Raw genomic sequence first — 18,528 nt, 5'->3', positions numbered from 1 at the left:
CGAAGTAATACACATCACACGCTCTTTTCAGGGAAGGTCAACAGCCGGACGCGGGTTTGCAATGGGAATCCAGCTGCCACAGATTATCTACTCGATCCTGTCTCTCCTCATTACGGGAGCAGCGGGCTTTTTTTTACGCCGCTTACTTGTCAGGCGTTTGCGCCGGACCGTCCTGGACGACTGGCTGGTCGAGACGCTGGGCGTCATGGTCATCTTGCTGCTGCTGGCACTCGGTGTGGTGATCGTCATTAGCATCTGGAGCATCAGCAATTTGCAGCTGCTGTGGAAGAGCCTGGCGGGTAATCTGGCAATAGAGAAGCTGACCAACTACATGGGCGATGTCTGGACCGTCGTTCTGAGTGCCTTTATTTTGGTGCTCGGCATTGGCGTCGGACGCACGGTCAGCAAGATCACTATCCGCAACCTGGCGGAGAACCGCATTGACATCAACACGCGGACGCTGATCGGACGCATGCTCAGCTTTGTAGTGCTGGGCATCGCCATCTTCTGGATTCTGGCCCTCTGGCATCTCTCGATCGAGACGCCCCTGGCCATCCTGGGCACCCTGACGGTGGCCTTTACTTTTGCCATTCAGGATATCCTTAAGGATCTGGTAGCGGGCTTCTATATCTTGATCGAGCGCCCTTTCCACATTGGAGATGAGATCAGCATCGAGGGCGGGACCGCCGGAACTCTGACCGGACGCGTCGAGGACGTGCAGTTGCGCGCGACCAAGGTGCGTCTGGTTAGCGGCGAGGAAGTGACCATTCCAAATGCGCGTATTTTTAGCACGACCGTCATTAACAATACCTTTTATGGCGAACGTCGCGTCACCTTGACGATGACGCTGCCCCAGGCACAGTACGATCGCGAGCAGACGCCGGCCCGCATACTGAGCATCCTGCGCGAGATCGATGAGATTATCCCTAAACCGGAGCCGGTGGCCACCATCAGTGGCTATACGCGGGAAGCGGTGACCTTGACGGTGCGCTTCTGGATTGTCCACGGTCAGGCCGGCGTGATCGCCGACGCTCTTCACGCCCTACGTAACGCCTTTGAAGAGGCGGAACTCACGGTCAAGGAGTCCGCCGGCGCCATTTAGCAGCTCAGGGGGTGGAGGGAGCGCCTACAATTGTTGCTGAGAGGAGTTTCTTGCATCTATGGAAGAGAGGCAGGCAGTGAGGCGCGTTGGCCTGTTAGGGGGAACCTTTGATCCGATCCACTACGGGCACCTGGTGATTGCCGAGGAGGTGCGAGCGGCGCTGGCCCTTGCCGAGGTGGTCTTTATTCCTACCGGTCAGCCGCCCCATAAGCCGGGCCGCCTGGTGACTCCGGCGGAGCATCGCCTCGCCATGCTGCGGCTGGCCATCGCCTCGAACCCCGCTTTCTCCCTCTGCGAGATCGAGATCGAGCGGCCAGGTCCTTCCTATACGGTGGAGACATTGCGCCTGCTGCGTGAGCGCTGGGGACCCGCCACCTATCTGGCTTTCATCCTGGGAGCCGATAGCCTGGCCGAGTTCACAAGCTGGTACGATGCCGCCGGCGTTCTGGCTCAGCTTGATTGCCTGGTGGCGGTGGGCCGGCCCGGCTACCAACCACCCGAGGGGCTGATCGCAGCTCTGGAAAATCGCCTGCCAGGTATCCGTGATCGCCTGCGCGTGGTCAGCGCGCCCTATCTCTCGATCTCGGCCAGCGACCTGCGTCGGCGCGTGGCAGAGGGGCGCCCAATCAAGTATCAAACCCCAGAGAGTGTCGAGGCGTATATTGCGCAGCACCAGCTCTATCGCGAGCCGGTGCCACCTGAAGCAGCAGAGGGGGGACCCAGCTATGTCCAGGATGCCCATGCATCTTGAGCTTGGGGATCGCTTGCGCCTGCGCAAGCCCCATCCGTGCGGGGGGTCGACCTGGCAGGTGGTGCGGCTGGGGGCCGATATTGGCCTGCGCTGTGAGACCTGCGGAAGGCGCATTTTGTTGCCCCGCTCTGAGGTGGAGCGGCGTACTAAGGAGCGCCTGCCGCCTCTGGCTCCGCCAGGCGAGGAGCCAGATGGGCCCACGGCCTTCTAGCCCTGTCAGGGCCAGGCTCTCAGACTGGCAGACTGGCAAGGGGACGGAAAGAGAGGCTCTGGCAGAAGGCAAAGAAGCCAGTGCAGGGCGCCAGCTCGCGCCCCTGCCCAACGCTGACAGGCGCCCACTCACGGCTCCGCGCTACTCTGCGCCGCTCCACGTTCACTTCGAAGCTAGCACATTTGGGAGAGATGCTATGGCTGTTGCCAGGTCCAAGCAAGGGGGAGGCTTCAAGACACTTCTCAGGAAGAAGAACTTTGTCTACCTCTGGCTTGCTCAGTTGATCTCGATGACTATCCTCAACGCCTCAAACTATGCCATCATGGTCCTTGTCGAGGAGGTCACGGGCTCAACGACGCTGGTGGGCGTGGCTATTATCAGTTTCAGCTTGCCCGCTTTGCTCTTCAGTGCTCCCGCTGGCGTCTTTGTCGATCGCTTCGACAAGCGGCTGATCCTGTGGGGCAGCAATTGCTTGCGCGCTATCGCAAGCTTCGGCTTCGTGATCTCGCTGCTGATCGATGCCAGACAACTGATTCCCGCCTACTTGCTGACCTTTCTGATCTCGAGTATCGGCCAGTTCTTTACACCGGCAGAGAGTTCAACGATCCCCTTGCTGGTCGATGAAGATGAGCTGATGCCCGCGCTGGCTCTCTTCAATATTACGTTTATGACCTCGATGGCGCTGGGAATGATTATTTTTGCCCCGCTGGTGCTGAGCCTGCTTCCTACCATCCAGCTCTTTTCGCTGACGGTGCAGCCGGTGGAGACGCTCTATTTCCTGATCGGACTACTCTACCTGGTCTGCGCGGGCCTGATCTTGCTGATCCCCGCCCAGGCTTTCGAGCAGCATGCCCCGCGTCGCCCTGCCGTGACAGGCGAGGACCTGGCAACGCAGTCTTTGAGCCTGTTCGGCAATATCGGCACGGAAATGCGCCAGGGCTGGCTCTTTATCCGCCAGAATAAGCCGCTGCTGCTGGCCGTGGTGCAGCTCTCGTTCGCCGGCATCTTGCTGGCGCTGGTGGCCGAGCTGGCTACAGCCCTGGTGACACGGCTCTTCCTGCTGCCAGCCGATACCCTGGCTTTTGTGTTCGCTCCCGCCGGGATCGGCCTGGTCCTGGGTTCGCTCTTTATGCCACGCATCACGCGCCGCCTGGGTATCTCGCGCTCCATTTTTCTGGGTTGCCTGGGCTTCGCTTTGATCATTCTTCTTTTGCCACTGCTGACTTTAATTGCCCGCAGCCTGCAACCGGTGGGTTGGAATACACACCCGCTGTTCCTGAGCTGCGCCGCCCTGATTATGTTCCTGGGCGGCATCGCTCTGGATTGCATTAATATTCCCGCTCAGACGCGCGTCCAGGAGGAAACACCCGAGTGGATTAAGGGCCGGGTGCTGGCACTGCAGCTGATGCTCTATAACGCCGGAACTATCCCGGTGATCTTGCTGACAGGCGCGGCGGCTGACCTGCTCGGCATCGATCGCGTGATCTACCTGTTGTCACTGGCCGTCTTGCTCTTCGCCCTCTGGGGCTTCTTCTACGAGCGCCGCTATCCCCCCGCCCCTTGCTTACAGGAAGAACGCGTTGAGGAATACGGGCACGAGGAGCTTGAGAGCGAAGCCGATGAGATAAGCCGCTGATCTCCGAAAAACGTGGCCCTATTGACGCTCGCACAGATCCTTCTCTACAATAGTGATTAGATGAGAGGCCGTCGCGCTCTTGATCGTCGCTGAGGCTAGGCTGATGGATCCTGCTCTGACTGCTCAGATCAAGCCGTACGCACCCTGGCTGCTGATCGCCGGCGTGTTTGTGCTCTTCTTCTTGCTTCGCCAGATCTGCCGCGCCCTGCGCCACCGCGTGGACCGTATCGGCTATCGGCTGTTCGGCGAGCGGGGCCTGCTGATCTGGTTCTGGATGAACGCCCCCGGAGTCATCTTACATGAGCTTTGCCACGCGTTCGTAGTACTGCTCTTCAGCCCTTTTGGATTCCGAATCACCAAAATCACCCTGTTTCGCATCAGACCTCTGATACAGGAAAGGCCATACGGCATGCTGCAGCGCGGCATGCCCCAGGCCCTCCAGCTCGGCGAGGTACAGTATGTGCGCCCTCCCGGACGGCTGGTCAGCCATATCGGCGATGGTCTGAGCGCTATCGCCCCGTTGATCGGGGGAATTGGGGCGATCATCTTCCTCTATTGGGTGGCCACGGGCTACAACATCTGGGAGGTGCGCCTGCAGCTGATCCGGCCAGGCTGGCCCTGGTGGACGCTTCTCTTCGCTCCCTATTTGATCCTGACTATCACGGCAGAGCTTTGGCCAAGCTCCCAGGACTGGCGCGGCGCCCGCTGGCTCCTGACGGGCCTGGTGGTCCTGACCGGGCTGCTGCTGGCCGCGCTCTGGTACACCCACGTGCTCGTCTTCAACGAGGCGCTCCTGCAGGGCATTGCCTCTGTGGCCCTTCACATCGATTTCGCTTTGCTGGCCCTGCTCGCCCTCGATCTGGTCATCTTTATCGTGGCCGATCTTCTCAATCGGCTCCTGTGAGGACCCGGCCCCCCAAGAGATCGTCCCCGGGCCTCTGGTGGAGGCGATTGTTGCCCGTCGTGCCTGCTCGCTCGTTTCATTGCAATGGCCGTTCGTCGATCGGCACGGGCAGGCCGTTCACAGGCCGCTCAGAGGGGCGATCGTCAGTGGCTACCACTCGAATTTGTCGGAGAGGAAGGCTCGACTGTAGTGTAGCAGTACCGGGCTGCCGTGCGGGCAGACCGCCGGCGCCGCGGTCTGAGCCAGTCGCTGCAGGAGGTCCTGCTGTTCGCCCTGGCTTAAGAGACGCCCCCGGCGCAGGGCTGAGCGGCAGGCCAGCCCGATGAGCAAGCGATCTTTCCAGTCCTCGCCCTCTTCCAGCGCGATCTCCACTAGCTCATGCAGATGGGCTGCAAGCTGCTCGCTGTCACCTATCCCTTCGGGGACGGAGCGCACTAGAAAACTGCGTCCTCCGAAGTGCTCACAGTCCAGGCCCAGACTCGCCAGGATCGGCAAGCGCTGCTCCAACAGCTCCGCCTGCCAGCCTTTCAGCTCCAGAACCAGCGGTTCAAGCAGGAGGCGTGCGGCCAGGGCCTCCGTTCCTTCGTTGCCGGCACCAGCACTACGGCTGCGCAGGTGCTCATAGAGGACGCGCTCGTGGGCACGGTGCTGATCGATGAGATAGAGGCTCCCATCGGGGGCCTCGGCAAGGATGACGGCCTGCTGCAGTTGGGCCAGGGGACGCAGGGCCGCTAGCGCTTCGGCTGGCGTCGGACGGCTGCCTTCGCTGTGGTAAGGCTCGCCCGCTTCTAGCAGACGCAGACCCCGCCGGCGTGGCCCTGGTAGGCGCGGCTGATAGACACTGGCCGGACCCGGCCAGGCGCTTTCGGCTGGCAGGACTGGACTGCGTTCGAGAACGGCCCGCACGCTGCGGCTGAGCAGAGCCGCTAGCTCGCGCTCGCGCCTCAGCCGCACCTCTGTTTTGGCCGGGTGAACATTGACATCGATCTCCTGGGCCGGTAGCTGCAGGTGCAGCACCAGCAGGGGATGACGTCCCCTGGCAAGCAACGGGCGATAGCCAGCTTCGAGGGCTTCTTGCAGGGCACGCACCTGCACGGGTCGCCCATTGACGAAGAGCATCATATGTTGGCGATTAGGCTGGGCCAGCACACGGTTACCTACATAGCCGAAGACCCGCAGGCCCTCCTCGTCCTCTACTTCGATGGGAGTCAGTAGCCCGGTAATCGGCAGGCGGTAGAGTTCGGCCAGGGCTGTGGCCAGGTCACCGCTGCCGCTGGTCTGGAGCAGGGCTTGCTCTTCGACGCTGAGGCTGAAGCGGACGGCAGGATAGCCGGCGGCGTAGCAGTAGAGAAGCTGCAGGATCTGTCCAGCCTCACTGCGGGCGCTTCTCATGAATTTGAGACGAGCGGGAACATTGTAGAAGAGTTCGCGCACGGTGACGGTTGTGCCGTGCGGACGGGCCCGATGGCCACGCTGGATGAGTTCGCCGCCGCGCAGCGTAATCCAGGCCGCAGGCTCCTCTCGGCCGCGCTCCTCGCTCTCGATGGGACGACTGAGCAGGGTCAGCTCCGAGACGGCGGCGATGCTGGCCAGAGCCTCGCCGCGAAAGCCCAGGGTATGGAGATGCTCCAGGTCCTCGACGCGGGCGATCTTGCTGGTCGAGTGACGCGCACAGGCCCGTTCCAGGTCTTCTTCGGGAATACCCTGGCCATCGTCACTGACGCGAATGAGGCGCAGGCCCCCATCGCGAATCTCGACGCGGATCTCATGAGCACCGGCATCCAGAGCGTTCTCCACCAGTTCTTTGACTACAGAGGCGGGCCGCTCGATGACCTCGCCGGCGGCAATGCGCTCTGCCACTTCGTTTGGAAGTTGACGAATGGGTGAGCGCCCTGCGGGAGCCGATGCGGCCTCAGATGAAGACTGCTGAATCGGATCTGTTTTTAACGGGTCCGGGCGATTCATAACGCCTTTCTCTGTTTCTGTCGCTGGCGTTGAATCACAAAGAGCAGGTTGAGGGCGTCAAGCGGAGTGATGGCGCAGATATCGACCTGATCGAGCAGGGCCTCGGACGCCCCTTGACGCTCAAGCAGGGTTGCTAAACGTCGCCCCTCCTCGCTTTGCCAGGCGTAGGTGAGGGCCAACTCGCCGCCTTCGGCCACTGCCGCAGCCTGCCTCTCAGGAGCCTCTCCCCCTCGATGGCCATTGAAGAGAGCCGTGGGCGCAGGGGAGCGGGCGGCAGCGGACGCGGGCCAGGCGCCGGTCACGAGAGCCACGCCGGCCATCTGACCGGGGGCGTGCTGGCCTACTTCGAGTGTCTTTAGCACCTCCTGGGCACGACGGATGACGCTCGGCGGCATGCCGGCCAGGCGTGCCACATGGACGCCATAGCTGCGCCCGATGCAGCCGGGGGTCACACGGTGCAGAAAGACGATCTCCCCGTCCTCGCCCTCGCTGATCGCCATCGTGTAGACGCGCAGATGGGGCAGCTCGTTGGCCATCGCCGCCAGTTCATGATAGTGGGTGGCGAAGAGGGTGCGGGCTCCGATCACGGAATGGAGATGCTCCACCACAGCCCGTGCGATGGCCAGACCGTCGTAGGTACTGGTGCCGCGCCCGATCTCGTCAAGCACGATCAGGCTATGGCGAGTCGCATGATGTAGGATGGCCGCTGTTTCCTCCATCTCCAGCATAAAGGTGCTTTTGCCCGAGGCGATATCGTCCTCGGCCCCCACACGGGTGAAGATGCGATCGACCAGACCAATGCGCGCGCTCTTGGCAGGGACGAAGCTGCCAATCTGAGCCAGCAGCGTAATGAGAGCCACCTGACGCAGGTAGGTCGATTTGCCGGCCATATTGGGACCAGTCAGCAGGAGGATGCGCTCGCCGGCGTCTCCGTCCAGGTGGGTATCGTTGGGAATAAAGACATCGCCGTCCAGACTGCGCTCAACCACTGGATGGCGCCCGCCAACGATCTCAAGCGCGTGCCCCTGCTCCAGTACCGGCCTGACGTAGCCGTAGTGAGCGGCCACCTCGGCCAGGCTCAGCAAGGCGTCGACGCGCGCCACCGCTGAGGCCGTGGTCATAATCTGGCCGTAGGAAAGGCTCAACTGGCGCAGGACGTCGGCATAAATGCTGCGCTCAAGTTCTTCAATGCGCTCCTCGGCATTGAGGATGCGCGCCTCATGCTCCTTCAGCTCAGGCGTGATATAGCGCTCGGCATTTGTCAGGGTCTGACGACGCTCGTAGTCCGGGGGGACCAGATGACGGTTGGCCTTGCTCACTTCGATATAGTAGCCGAACACCTTGTTGTAGCCAACCTTGAGCGATTTGATGCCGGTACGCTCGCGTTCCTGCGGCTCCAGACGCGCCATCCAGAGGCGCGAGTCGCGGATCGAGGCGATTAAGGCATCCAGCTCGGGATGAAACCCTGCCCGAATGAGCCGCCCATGTGCGGCCCCATCGTCAACCTGGCCCTCCGAGACGAGAGCCTGGGCGATCAGCTCGCGCACCTGGGGACAATCATCCAGCTCGCCGGCAATCTCTTGCAGCAGCGGGGCCTGACATCCCTGCAACAGCTCGCGCAGACGAGGAATGACCTCCAGATAGTTTCGCAAGCCCTGGACTTCACGCAGGGTCGCTGTTCCCTGGCGCACCCGCCCAGCACAACGCTCCAGGTCTCCCAGACTCTGCAGGCAAGCGGCAATACGGCTGCGCAGAGCGGGACTCTCATATAGCTCTTCGACGCTCTCCAGACGGGCGTTCAGGAGGGTCAGGTCGAGCAAGGGCTGCGTCAGCATGCGGCGCAGGTACCGGGCTCCCATTGGGGTCAGGGTGCGGTCGAGCACGCCCAGCAGGCTTCCCTGGGTGGTACCGCTGCGTGAGCCTTGCAGGATATCGAGATTGCGCTGGGTGTGGGCGTCCAGCACCATATAGCTGGTCGTCTGGTAGGAACGCAGGCCCGTTAAGAGGGAGAGCAGGGCCGTATTCATCTTCTCCAGGTAGGCGATAATAGCTCCAGCGGCGGCAATAGCCTGAGGGGCCTCGGCGCAGCCGTAGGCATCAAGAGATTGGACGCCGAAATGGCGACAGAGACGGGCGCGGGCCGCCTCGACGTCGAAGAAATGGGGCGGGCAGGCGGTAATGGTCACGGTCTGTGAAGGGAAGTGGTAGCTCTCGCGGCTCGTCCCTTCAGGCAGCAGGCATTCCGCGGGGGCCAGCCGCTGCAGCTCGGCCTCGAGGGCCCCTGGTAGCTCCGCGGGGGCGAACCAGGTCACGCTAAACTCCCCCGTGCTCACATCGACTGCGGCCAGCCCGGTCTGCTGGCGCGAAGAGGCTATGGCCACCAGATAGTTATTCTGGCGGGCCGGCAAGAGATTCGGCTCGGAGAGGGTACCAGCCGTCAGAATGCGCGTCACGGCGCGCTCCACCACACCGTGGCCCACCTCACCGACCTGATCGCAGATCGCCACCTTATAGCCCCGCTGAATCAGTTTCCCCACATAGTTTTCCAGGGCATGCAGCGGGATGCCGGCCAGCGGCACGCGCTCCTCACCATAGTTGCGGGCCGTTAGGACAATCTGTAGCTCGCGGGCAGCAATGCGCGCATCCTCATCGAAGGTCTCGTAAAAATCGCCTACCTGATAGAGCAAGATAGCATCGGGATATTGGCTTTTGATCTGCAGATACTGGCGCCGTGCGGGTGTGACCTTCACCGCTCTCTTCTCCTCCTGCCAAGCCATAGCAGACCTCGACTGAACGTCTGTACTATAGCGTATTCCCGTGCGATTGTCAAAATGTGGTAGCCCGAATGCGGCCTGATCGACAGATTGGACAGATTGGACAGATCGGCAGACCAAAGGCAGAGTCTTCCCGGCGGGCGGAGAGGGGCAGACAAAGCACAAGGGAGACGGCTCCTTCCTCTTGTCGCGAGGCGAGGAGCGCCTCCCCCGCCTTTTTGGGCGGCACGAGAGGACCTCTCTGGAGCCCCAGGTCTAACCGTCCGTCGAGGCTCCCTCTACCTGAGCCAGCTCGCCAAAGGCTCAGGCGTAGACATAGGTCTTGAAGAGGCAATACTCTTGCCAGCCCAGACGGCGATAGACATTCAGGCCCATTGGCGTGGCCTGCAAGGTGGCATGGCGGTAGCCCAGCCGCTCAGCCTGGCGCATGGCCGCCAGCGTCATGGCGGTCCCAATGCCCTGGCGACGCACCTGGGGAAGGGTCGCCACGCCATAGAGGCCAGCCATTTCTCCGCCAACGGTGAGCAAAGCTGTGGCCACCGGCTCTCCACGCCAGAAGCCCAGCAAATAGTGCACCGGCTGTCCCTGTACAAAGCCATAGCGATGGTAGAGATCGAAGAAGACGGCCCTGATCGGTTCAGGAAAGCCAAAACCATCGCAGAGAACCTGCAGCCAGGTCGCCATTGCACTCGTATCGCTGACCTCTTCGACAACCAGCTCTTCCGGAACAGGCGGCGCCGTCACGGGAAGCGGCCGTCCCAGCTCGATCGCCATGCCCGGCACCTCCTCGTCGAGCCGGCACCCCTGCGCCAGCAATCGCTGCTCCAGGTCAGCAGGGCGTGACGAGGGAGCCAATAACCAGGTCAGAGCCACCTGCCTGGAACGCGCCTCGGCACAGAGGGCCGGGATCTGCTCGTCGGCCTCCTGCTCGCTGAGCTGACAGCAGATCACCCCGTTGCAGAAGAAGACCGGCCGCCCAGTGAAAAAGAAGAGTAGGCCGCCACGCTGGTGAAATTCACCTCCCAGGGCCTGGCCCAGACGAGTATAGGCTTCGAAGAGGTTGCTTTCCATCGCTTTGAGCAGCTCGGGCGAGGGTCCCGTCCCAGGCCGCTCTGTGGTCTCTGTCATGCTATTTCCTCCTGCGAGATACTATCTCACTGGCTACTCGCTGCTGTGCTCGCCCAGGATCTTGCCGAAGCGCTGTACTTGCTGCGGGCTGCGCAACTGGAGCACGATCAGCAGTCCAATGCCGATCAGGAGCCAGACCGCCGCGATGTAAGGAGCCAGATTGAGCGGGAATTGCGGTACGGGAACAACCGAACTATAGATAGTAAAGGCACATATGGCAATGGCGATCAAGGGCAGCAGAATGTCAAAGATGAGCGTCAGCGCCGCGCCCGCACCCCGCGCTCGAGTGCGCATGAAGGCCACCATCCCAGAGAGAGCCACCAGGATGTAGGCCAGCAGGATGCCCAGTGAGGCCGTGGTGGCCATAAAGCCGAAGAAGAGGAAGGGGCCAAGCTGTATACCCAGAGCCGCCCCCAGCACCAGCGTGAGCGCCAGCACGACGAGGATCGCCACCCAGGGCGTCTTGTAGCGAGCATGGGTCACGGCAAAGATTGCCGGCAGACCCCCGTCTCGCCCAACGGCAAACATCATGCGCGAAGCCAGCACTACCCCCGCCAGGGTAGCGCTAAAGGCCCCAATAGCGACCATGAGATCGATAAGGGTGGCCAGAAAGGCTCCGGCGTAGCGCGTCGCCAGCGTATCCAACGGAGCTTCGTCCCTGGCCCATTGATCGATGTGGGCCGTTCCGTAGCCGTTGGCCATAGCAAAGGAGACCAGTACGTAGTAGACGATGGCCACCAGCACCGCTGTCAGAATGGCCCAGGGAATGGCCTGCCGCGGACGCTGGGTCTCCTCCCCAAGGACCGCCGCCGCTTCAAAGCCGATAAATGAGGTGAAGCTGAAGATGGCAGCGAAGAAGAGCGAGGACCAGCCGCCCGCCAGTCCTGCCGGCGAGAGCGGGGTGAGACTGATGCCATTGGCTCCGCCGCGGGCCAGGATGATCACGGCCAGAGCCAACACCGCGAGCAGCCCGACAAAAGAGAGTAAGAGCTGCGTGCGCGTCGAGAGCCGCACATCGAAGAAGGCCAGTACAAAGAGCAGAACCAGTAGTCCGCAGAAAATGATGAACCAGTGAAGACTCAGCCCCAGGTGCTCGAGCAGTTGACCAAGAAAGATGCTAGAGATCGCCAGCGTAAAGGAGGCTCCTGCCGCGAAGGCGCCGCCATACATCCAGCCCCCAATAAAGCCTGCCTGTGGCCCCAGCCCCTGAGCAATATAGGTATAGAGGCCGCCGGCACTGGCAATGCGCCTGGTAAAGCGAATGATCACGTAGGCCAGACAGAGGCTCGCCAGGCCGGCAACCACGTAGGCCAGCGGCACAGCAGCCCCAGCAGAAGCAGCCGCAAAGGAACTGGAGAGCGCGATACCCATCTCCAGCGAGAGCAGGGCCACCGACTGGGCAATAGCGTCAAAGAGACCCAGGCTATCTTTGCGTAAGGTGTAGACCTGCGCCTCGCTCTGGGGAGATAGCTCCGACGACGTCTGCATCTGGCTTTCGCTCATTTTGCATCGTTCCTTTCTCTCTCATTGGTCATGGGACTGGCCCGGCCCTCTTTGCTGAGCTGACCCACTGAGCCGCCCACCTCCCGGAGATAGCCGGCTCGCCAGCCCCGCTCATCAGCCAGGCAAACAGAGAGATAAGTAGAGGGCTTCGGCCTCACGACTCCCTTAGCGGGTGTCGCAGCCCGCCACCTCCCGACTGGGAAGAGGCGATGGGTCCCGTCCCACCAGCAGGCCGACTGGCGGGCAAGGGTAGGGTGGGGGTCTCGCTAACCGACGGCAGGAGGGCGGCCAGATCCTCAGCCTCGGGAACCAGGAAGCTGTAGATGGCCCCCACTGTCAGGCTGGCCAGCACAAAGAGCAAGACCCAGAACCCCCAATCTTCGTTGTTCAGGACCTCCGGCACCGGCGAGCCAGCGAAGAAGGTACAGCCAATGGCTACGCCGGTCAGGATGATTCCTAGCCCAGCAGCCAGGTAAAAGAGCGGCGGCGGAACAATCCAGCGCTCGCTCGGCTGCCGACCCTGGCGGCCACAGAGCAGTATGCCGCACAAGAAGAGGCTGATCATGGCGATGTCCCAGATGACTGAAGCTCCGTTGATGACGACTAGAAAGACGGTGAGCGCCAGCTCCTGGTAAGGCACGGCTGGCGCCACAAAAAATATGACAAGGATAAAGGCTACATTAAGGGCTGTCTGCAAGAGCATAGCATTGAATGGTACACCATTGGCCTTGAGACGCGCCAGCACACCAGGCAGCCGGCGATCAAGGCCCGCGACGAAGAGCAGGCGCGAGAACATGGCGTTGTAGGCCGCAGTCGCGCAAATAAAGTAAATGAAAGTTATGGAGTAATAAATATTGGAGAGGATATAGCCTATATCGCTCCCGAAAACGCGGGTCAGGAGCGCGGAGACAAAGGTCGCTTCCTTGAGTTCGGTGGGCGAAAGGGCGGCCAGGACGCCGAAGGTAGCCAGGAGATAGCCGGCGACAATGATCAGGGTAGCCCAGAGGAGGTAGCGCTCGCTCCGTCGCCGATCCACAACCTCGCCACCCATGTTCAGCGGCACCGCCATGCCCAACAGGGCCACTGTGACGATGGCCAGTACGGGCAAGCTAGAGGCATTGAGCTGCCAGGACTGGGCCGAGAAGTCACCACGCAGCGGCTGACCAGCGAGCAGCCACAACAGGCCGGCCAGGCCCACAAGCCCAAACATCAGGCCATAGGCCAGCATGGCCACGTTCAAAATGCGTTGAAGCTGCCTTTGACCAAGGGCACAAAGCGACTGTGCCGCCAGCAGCACGAGGATGGCCGCTACACCCTGCTGCCAGGGAAGGGCAAGCCAGCCAGGATTGAGGTCCTGCAGGCTGGCAACGGCGGCCTCGGCCTCCACAGTCAGACCAATGGCCCCCGGCCACCAGTTGCAGAAAAAGCCGAGAAAAGTGTCCCAGAAATTGCCAAAGGCTCTATTGGCCCATAGGTAGACTGCCCCTTCCCCGGGAAAGAGGCGATAGAGCTGCCCACAGACAAGGGCCGATGGCACAAGAAAGCCCAGAAATCCCACACCCCAGTAGAGCAGGCTTGCTCCTCCTGCCACTCCCACGGTCTGAACATTGTTGATAAGCAGAACGGCAATCAGGCAGAGAACCGTCAGATCACGCGGACGCAGCACGCGCGGCAACTGACCAGGGGGAAAGCGCTCGCTGGGCAGCTCAGGACGACCTTCCAGCATAGACTTGCGGCCCGCTGATGAGCCTGGCTCTGGCTCCACCGTGGAAATCAAAGACGTCATGAGCATCTCCTTCTCTATTGATGCATAGGTCTATCGTTTCGGGGTGAACGCTCTTCTAGAACGATGATTCCTCTCTGGACCATGAAGAGGAGAATGGAGGTAATCCGCTCTGGCGAGCGGCGCAGCAAATGGGCGATCTCGGCCACCGTTCGGCTCCCATCGATTAAAGCGAAGATCAGCCGTTCCTCGCGTGACCAGGACGAGAGAGCAGGGGTCTGGAGTAGGCGACGAGGCACTAGCTGAAAGCCCTTCTCCAGCGCTGGGGAGGAGCTGGACCCCGCCAGGCGCTCACCAGCACCAGGCTGGCGCGCAGAGGCGGCCGAAGTCGACCTGACTGGGCCACCCTGCTCCTCCTCCGCCAGATGCCACTGCAGCTCTCCTCGACTGGCCAGCCAGTCGATGGCCTGGGCACCACTCATCAGTAGCCGCCCATCGGCAAGGCTAATGATGATACACGAAAGAGGGCGGCCCCTCTGTAGCTGCAGGCTCGCTTGCCAGGGTTCCCCCCTACGTAGCACAATAAGTGTCCCACTTTGCTGGGAGAGGCTCAGGAGCTGCAGCAGACTGGCGAAATCTTTGGTGTACATTGCTGCGCCGTCCCTCATCGTCTTGCGGCAAAACCAGGCAGCTATCCAAGGCGCTGCAGAGGTGGAGATCTTCTTCAATCTCGACAGACCTGACGGATCTAAATGAGCGCCTCCGTGGCCAGCTCTAGCTCTTCCAGGTCTCTGGCCAGTTGCCGGCTGGCCTCATCGAACTGGGCCGCAATTTCTTGGGCACTCTTCATGGCCTTTTCTAGCTGCTCGGGCAATCTATCCCTTTCATAGGCATCGGCTATTCTCGAAGAGAGAAAGGCTATTTGCTGCAAGCCATGACTCAGGGCCGCCAGCGCCTCACGCGCTTCGCTATCGCGATTGGCACGGGCTTGCTGGAGAAGCCAGGTTAGGCGAGGCTGCAAAACCTGACACGTTCGGGTAATGAGGGCAATGTCGCGCAGAATGGCCGCGTGACGCACCGCCAGGTGCCGGCTGACCGCCGCTAAAATAGAGGTCCCAGTATGATGATCTTCGGCAATCCGCTGGGCGTCAATGGTCAAACGGCGTACCTCCTCGGTGGTGGCGCAGATGCGACGCGTCGCCCGACGGATGGGACGCACGATCGGCAGAAAGACCCAGGTCGCTGTCAGCACCGTCAGGAGAAGAATGCCGCTGAGCAGCAGCCAGGTGCTCCTGCCTTCCAGCCGATAGGCTGATCGGTAGAAGAACAGTACAAATAAACTGACAGGTATAAAGGAGACAACCAGCATTGAGATGAGGAAGCGCAGCTTGATGCCAAAACCCGTGCGCCGCAAGAGGGTCCCAAGATCAAGGGAAGCTCCTTGCCAGGGGTCAGAGGCCACCTCGCGCCCCACGTCTCGCTCTAAACCCCGATGTACTACCATTTGGGCGCTCCTGTCAAAGGATAGGAACAACGCTTCAACAGTTCCTTCTAGACAGTTAAGGAGTATAGCACTATCTGAACTGGCTGGATATTAATAGTTTGTAAAAATTGGCAAACCATTTTAAAAGGAGTTATACAAGAAAGGGCCTGCTAAGACGGCTCTGGATCAGGCAGATCAGAACAGGAAACGCCGCTCATGGTCGCCAAAGGAGGTTGAGGAAGAAGAGAAGCGCCCGGCATTACATCGAAGGAGGAGGTTGCTCCAGCTCAGACCTTGATTGACAGAGGCCAGCCCTGTCGTCTATAGTATTTCATCAGTTACTTACTTATCCGTCGATGGGCTGGCCGCCAGGAAGAGGGAGGGCCGCTTTTACCCGGCTTCGTTGCCGGCGCTCTCTCTGCCAGCGAGGTTTCTGGTACGTCATCCTACCTTTCATGCTGCTTCGGCACATGAAGCAGCTGCTCTTTGAAAGTCGCGAGTCAGATCATGAGGGATCTTGTGGCCCATGACAATTGAAAATATGCCCCCCGAGCTGGTCGCTGAGGCCCAAAGCCTTGATACGGCCCCCGAACGGCTGGCTGAGCTGAGCCAGATGCCAGCGCTACGCCCGCTGGTGGCCGCCAATCCAGCAACACCGCCCGCTGTTCTGGAGCAGCTCAGCAGGGAACGCGATCTGTCTGTGCGCCGCGCCGTGGCGCGCAATCCCAATACGTCGCTTGACCTGCTGTTGGAACTGGCCCGTGAGTTCCCTCACGAATTTCTGTCCAATCCTGTTTTGCCCCTCTTGAATCTGACACAGCCCGACTTCATCAAACGGGCCTCGCCCCAGGCCTGGCTTCAGCTCCTCCGCTGCGAGGAGACGCCTCTGCTCTGGCTACGCTGGCTCAACGAAGATGTGAACCTCAGCCGCATCCGCTGGTTCTCCGATGAAACCATGTGGGCCTTACAGTGGCACGTGGCCATTGCAGGCGAGATTTCCGAGTTTAACGAGCAGTGGCGGCGCATTGCCAGTGAGGCGGTCGCCGATTACGAGCGACGCAATAGCCAGGTCGGCCTCTATCCCCGCTCCTTCAGCTCGACGCTTGTGCTCCTCGTGCTGGCCATACCCGATTTCTATCCTCTGGTAATCGAGGGAATCTACCAGCCGGACGAGGAGTGTTGGCGCCGGCTCCTGCTGGCCTGCTACCCCCACCTGCGTCAGGAGACGCTGCTGAAGCTGGTCAGCGAGGGACCGCTAGAGGTCCGCGCCGAGGTCATCCGGCTGGCAGCTCTTCCGCTCGAGCTGCTCCAGGAACTGGCGAAGGCTACAGAGGTTGAGATCCGCAGCGCTGTGGCTGCGAACCCGGCCACCCCGCCCGCTCTCTTGCTCACCCTGGCAGAGGATACCAGCAACAGGGTGCGCAGCGCCGCTGCCAGCCATCCTCAACTGCCAGCGGAGGGATTGCTCTCTCTGGTCAGGAGTTCCGAACCCGAGGTGCGTCGGGCGGCAGCTTGCCATCCCGCTCTGGGATCTGCTGAGCGCCTGCTGCTCGCCAACGATGCCAGCCCTGCAGTACGGGCCGCCGTCGCCTCACACCTGCCGCAGGAGAGTCCCCTGCTCTGGCACCTGGCAGAGGACGAGGCCGGTCTGGTGCGAGCCGCTGTCGCCGCTCACCCGGCTCTGCCTGAAGCGCTTCTCGAACGCCTGCTGCACGATTCCGAGATGGAGGTTGTGCTCTCGCTGGCCAGCAATCCCCGCCTGCCCTCTCACCTTGCTGAACAGCTCTGCAACCACCCTCAGGCCATCATTCGTCGGCAGGCCGCTTCTCACCCAGGGCTGTCGTCAGAGACCCTGCACCGCCTGGTAGCTACCAGAATCGAGGATCGTCCCTTGCTCGCTGGGGTGGCCTGCAATCCCAATGTCCCCCTTGATGTGCTGACACGGCTGGTGGAGATGGACGACCGCGAGATCCACCTGGCCCTGAGTCGGCAGCCGCGGTTGCCGGCTTCCCTGCTGGAGCGCCTGGCCACCCGCTATCTGAGCGAGTGGCGTCGCCAACGAGCCGCGCTCCCGATAGAGGAGAGCGCTCAGCCCATCGAGATTCTTCGCGCTCTGGCCGCTCATTCCGCCTCACCGCTGACGCTGCTAGAACAGTTGCTGCGCCTGAACGATAGCGAGGTGGCAATCGCGGTAGCGACTCACCCGCGGGTTGCTGCCCAAGGACGGGGCCTGCTCTTCGACTACCTGTTAGAGACCTTGCGCGAAGAGATCATCAAAGCTGACCTGCCCTCGCGTCTGCGTCCGCTCTTGCTGCAACGTCGCGATCTGCCGCCAGCCTTGCTGGAGCTGTTTGCCGAATCGGGCCGCTGGGTTGAGCGCTATCTTGTGGCTCAGCATGCCGCTGCTCCGCCTCCTTTGCTGGAGACTCTGGCCCACGATGGCACCTGCTTTGTGCGCGCTGCTGCCCGTGCCCGCCTGGCTGGCCAGCCTGCAGATTGACCGGTGCCGCGCTTTTGACTATACTGAATCGGCAAAGCCTTTGTCTCTCGGGCGAGAACCTGGCAATCCTCCATCGGTCAAACTCACTCTGCCTCCTGTTGAACTGATGGGACGTTGGCCCCTGGCTTGCTGACCCTGGCTTCGACTTCCGGGCCGTTTTCGCCTGTCTGTTCGCTGCTCTCCCGTCCGTGGCAGTCTTTCGCCCGCCACTGTAGAGCGATCCAGGCAGCGAGCCAGACCAGACGAAAGAGCAATTTCATGGACTGCGAGAGCCGCTAGCGGAAGCCGAGGCCCCTCTCAGCACTCCAAAGAGGAGGCTGCCTACCAGGAGACGGCTCCAGCACCTCTGAGGGTCCTGAGTGGGCTGTCCGTGCTGAAGGCCATTGTCTCCCAGGCTGGCAACCCCCCTGAAGAGGCCGCAGAGCCTGGCTCTTGATCGGCGGCTGGTGGTGCGCCGTGCAGCCGCCCAGAACTCCCATACGCCGCTGGAGGTTTCCACGCAGCTCGTCCTGGCACGTTCTCATCTCAGTTCCTGACCAATACAGAGCCTCTCTCTAACTGGAGGTGTCCGCCGGCGGCCTGGAGCTGGCGTTCTCGCGGTACGAGGAGCCGCCAGCCAGCCGCACAGGGACCAGGAGGGCCATCACGACGCGGAGATAGAGCCACACTCAAAAGGGCGCCAGCTCTGGTGGCCGTCGCCGTGGGGCCGACCGGGCAGGCTGACCCTGGGCTGGATCCTCACCAGCTCAACACCGAGGAGAGGTCAGCAAGGCCGGTCTGGTGGCAGGCACCTTGACAGCTGGTCGCTCAGCGTTCTATGGTGTGTGCCATCTCTCCTGGCGCTCGCC

The 18,528-nt window shown here is 61.6% G+C and carries 13 protein-coding genes; 6 read left to right on the top strand and 7 right to left on the bottom strand.

Annotated elements, in window-relative coordinates; translation table 11 throughout:
- Positions 1-61: 61 nt before the first annotated feature.
- From ACFMO7_RS07880 to ACFMO7_RS07860, 5 genes are all read left to right on the top strand, one after another.
- A complete protein-coding gene (locus ACFMO7_RS07880) occupies positions 62-1,102 on the top strand; it encodes a mechanosensitive ion channel family protein (protein ID WP_376794977.1) in 1,041 nt (346 codons plus the stop codon).
- Positions 1,103-1,160: 58 nt separating this feature from the next.
- Positions 1,161-1,853: a nicotinate-nucleotide adenylyltransferase gene (nadD, locus tag ACFMO7_RS07875; protein ID WP_376794976.1), complete on the top strand. Its 693-nt coding sequence runs from the start codon at positions 1,161-1,163 to the stop codon at positions 1,851-1,853.
- A complete protein-coding gene (locus ACFMO7_RS07870; protein WP_376795024.1) occupies positions 1,837-2,064 on the top strand; it encodes a DUF951 domain-containing protein in 228 nt (75 codons plus the stop codon). Before nadD ends, ACFMO7_RS07870 begins: the two co-directional genes overlap by 17 nt.
- Before the next feature lie 196 nt (positions 2,065-2,260).
- The gene (locus ACFMO7_RS07865; protein ID WP_376794975.1) at positions 2,261-3,700 is read left to right on the top strand and encodes an MFS transporter; all 1,440 of its coding nucleotides are present in this window, start codon (positions 2,261-2,263) and stop codon (positions 3,698-3,700) included.
- Between the two features lie 103 nt (positions 3,701-3,803).
- Positions 3,804-4,604 carry a hypothetical protein gene (locus tag ACFMO7_RS07860; RefSeq protein ID WP_376794974.1) on the top strand — a complete coding sequence of 267 codons (801 nt, stop codon included), beginning with the start codon at positions 3,804-3,806 and terminating at the stop codon, positions 4,602-4,604.
- A gap of 150 nt (positions 4,605-4,754) precedes the next feature.
- Here ACFMO7_RS07860 and mutL read toward each other — a convergent pair whose 3' ends face one another.
- From mutL to ACFMO7_RS07825, 7 genes are all read right to left on the bottom strand, one after another.
- The gene (gene mutL / locus ACFMO7_RS07855; protein WP_376794973.1) at positions 4,755-6,569 is read right to left on the bottom strand and encodes a DNA mismatch repair endonuclease MutL; all 1,815 of its coding nucleotides are present in this window, start codon (positions 6,567-6,569) and stop codon (positions 4,755-4,757) included.
- Complete coding sequence (gene mutS, locus ACFMO7_RS07850) at positions 6,566-9,319, bottom strand: DNA mismatch repair protein MutS (protein ID WP_376794972.1); 2,754 nt, start codon at positions 9,317-9,319, stop codon at positions 6,566-6,568. The genes mutL and mutS overlap by 4 nt, the downstream gene beginning before the upstream one ends.
- 327 nt (positions 9,320-9,646) lie before the next feature.
- Positions 9,647-10,471 carry a GNAT family N-acetyltransferase gene (locus tag ACFMO7_RS07845; protein ID WP_376794971.1) on the bottom strand — a complete coding sequence of 275 codons (825 nt, stop codon included), beginning with the start codon at positions 10,469-10,471 and terminating at the stop codon, positions 9,647-9,649.
- A gap of 33 nt (positions 10,472-10,504) precedes the next feature.
- Positions 10,505-11,974 carry an APC family permease gene (locus ACFMO7_RS07840; RefSeq protein WP_376794970.1) on the bottom strand — a complete coding sequence of 490 codons (1,470 nt, stop codon included), beginning with the start codon at positions 11,972-11,974 and terminating at the stop codon, positions 10,505-10,507.
- Between the two features lie 154 nt (positions 11,975-12,128).
- The gene (locus ACFMO7_RS07835; protein ID WP_376794969.1) at positions 12,129-13,760 is read right to left on the bottom strand and encodes an APC family permease; all 1,632 of its coding nucleotides are present in this window, start codon (positions 13,758-13,760) and stop codon (positions 12,129-12,131) included.
- 14 nt (positions 13,761-13,774) lie between these two features.
- Positions 13,775-14,347 carry a hypothetical protein gene (locus ACFMO7_RS07830; protein ID WP_376794968.1) on the bottom strand — a complete coding sequence of 191 codons (573 nt, stop codon included), beginning with the start codon at positions 14,345-14,347 and terminating at the stop codon, positions 13,775-13,777.
- 98 nt (positions 14,348-14,445) lie between these two features.
- A complete protein-coding gene (locus ACFMO7_RS07825; RefSeq protein ID WP_376794967.1) occupies positions 14,446-15,201 on the bottom strand; it encodes a hypothetical protein in 756 nt (251 codons plus the stop codon).
- A 505-nt stretch (positions 15,202-15,706) separates the two neighbouring features.
- On the opposite strand from ACFMO7_RS07825, the gene ACFMO7_RS07820 reads away from it, so the two are divergent.
- Complete coding sequence (locus tag ACFMO7_RS07820) at positions 15,707-17,680, top strand: hypothetical protein (RefSeq protein WP_376794966.1); 1,974 nt, start codon at positions 15,707-15,709, stop codon at positions 17,678-17,680.
- Positions 17,681-18,528: the final 848 nt, after the last annotated feature.

Source organism: Thermogemmatispora sp. (assembly GCF_042408735.1).
In the GTDB taxonomy this organism is placed as follows: Bacteria; Chloroflexota; Ktedonobacteria; order Ktedonobacterales; family Ktedonobacteraceae; genus Thermogemmatispora.
This window is presented reverse-complemented; position numbering and strand designations above follow the sequence as displayed.

Coding starts and splice junctions, on each gene's coding strand:
- ACFMO7_RS07820 (WP_376794966.1), top strand. CDS start 15,707: ATGACAATTGAAAATATGCCCCCCGAGCTGGTCGCTGAGGCCCAAAGC.
- mutL (WP_376794973.1), bottom strand. CDS start 6,569: ATGAATCGCCCGGACCCGTTAAAAACAGATCCGATTCAGCAGTCTTCA.
- ACFMO7_RS07845 (WP_376794971.1), bottom strand. CDS start 10,471: ATGACAGAGACCACAGAGCGGCCTGGGACGGGACCCTCGCCCGAGCTG.
- ACFMO7_RS07835 (WP_376794969.1), bottom strand. CDS start 13,760: ATGACGTCTTTGATTTCCACGGTGGAGCCAGAGCCAGGCTCATCAGCG.
- nadD (WP_376794976.1), top strand. CDS start 1,161: ATGGAAGAGAGGCAGGCAGTGAGGCGCGTTGGCCTGTTAGGGGGAACC.
- ACFMO7_RS07870 (WP_376795024.1), top strand. CDS start 1,837: ATGCCCATGCATCTTGAGCTTGGGGATCGCTTGCGCCTGCGCAAGCCC.
- ACFMO7_RS07840 (WP_376794970.1), bottom strand. CDS start 11,974: ATGAGCGAAAGCCAGATGCAGACGTCGTCGGAGCTATCTCCCCAGAGC.
- ACFMO7_RS07860 (WP_376794974.1), top strand. CDS start 3,804: ATGGATCCTGCTCTGACTGCTCAGATCAAGCCGTACGCACCCTGGCTG.
- ACFMO7_RS07830 (WP_376794968.1), bottom strand. CDS start 14,347: ATGTACACCAAAGATTTCGCCAGTCTGCTGCAGCTCCTGAGCCTCTCC.
- ACFMO7_RS07865 (WP_376794975.1), top strand. CDS start 2,261: ATGGCTGTTGCCAGGTCCAAGCAAGGGGGAGGCTTCAAGACACTTCTC.
- ACFMO7_RS07825 (WP_376794967.1), bottom strand. CDS start 15,201: ATGGTAGTACATCGGGGTTTAGAGCGAGACGTGGGGCGCGAGGTGGCC.
- ACFMO7_RS07880 (WP_376794977.1), top strand. CDS start 62: ATGGGAATCCAGCTGCCACAGATTATCTACTCGATCCTGTCTCTCCTC.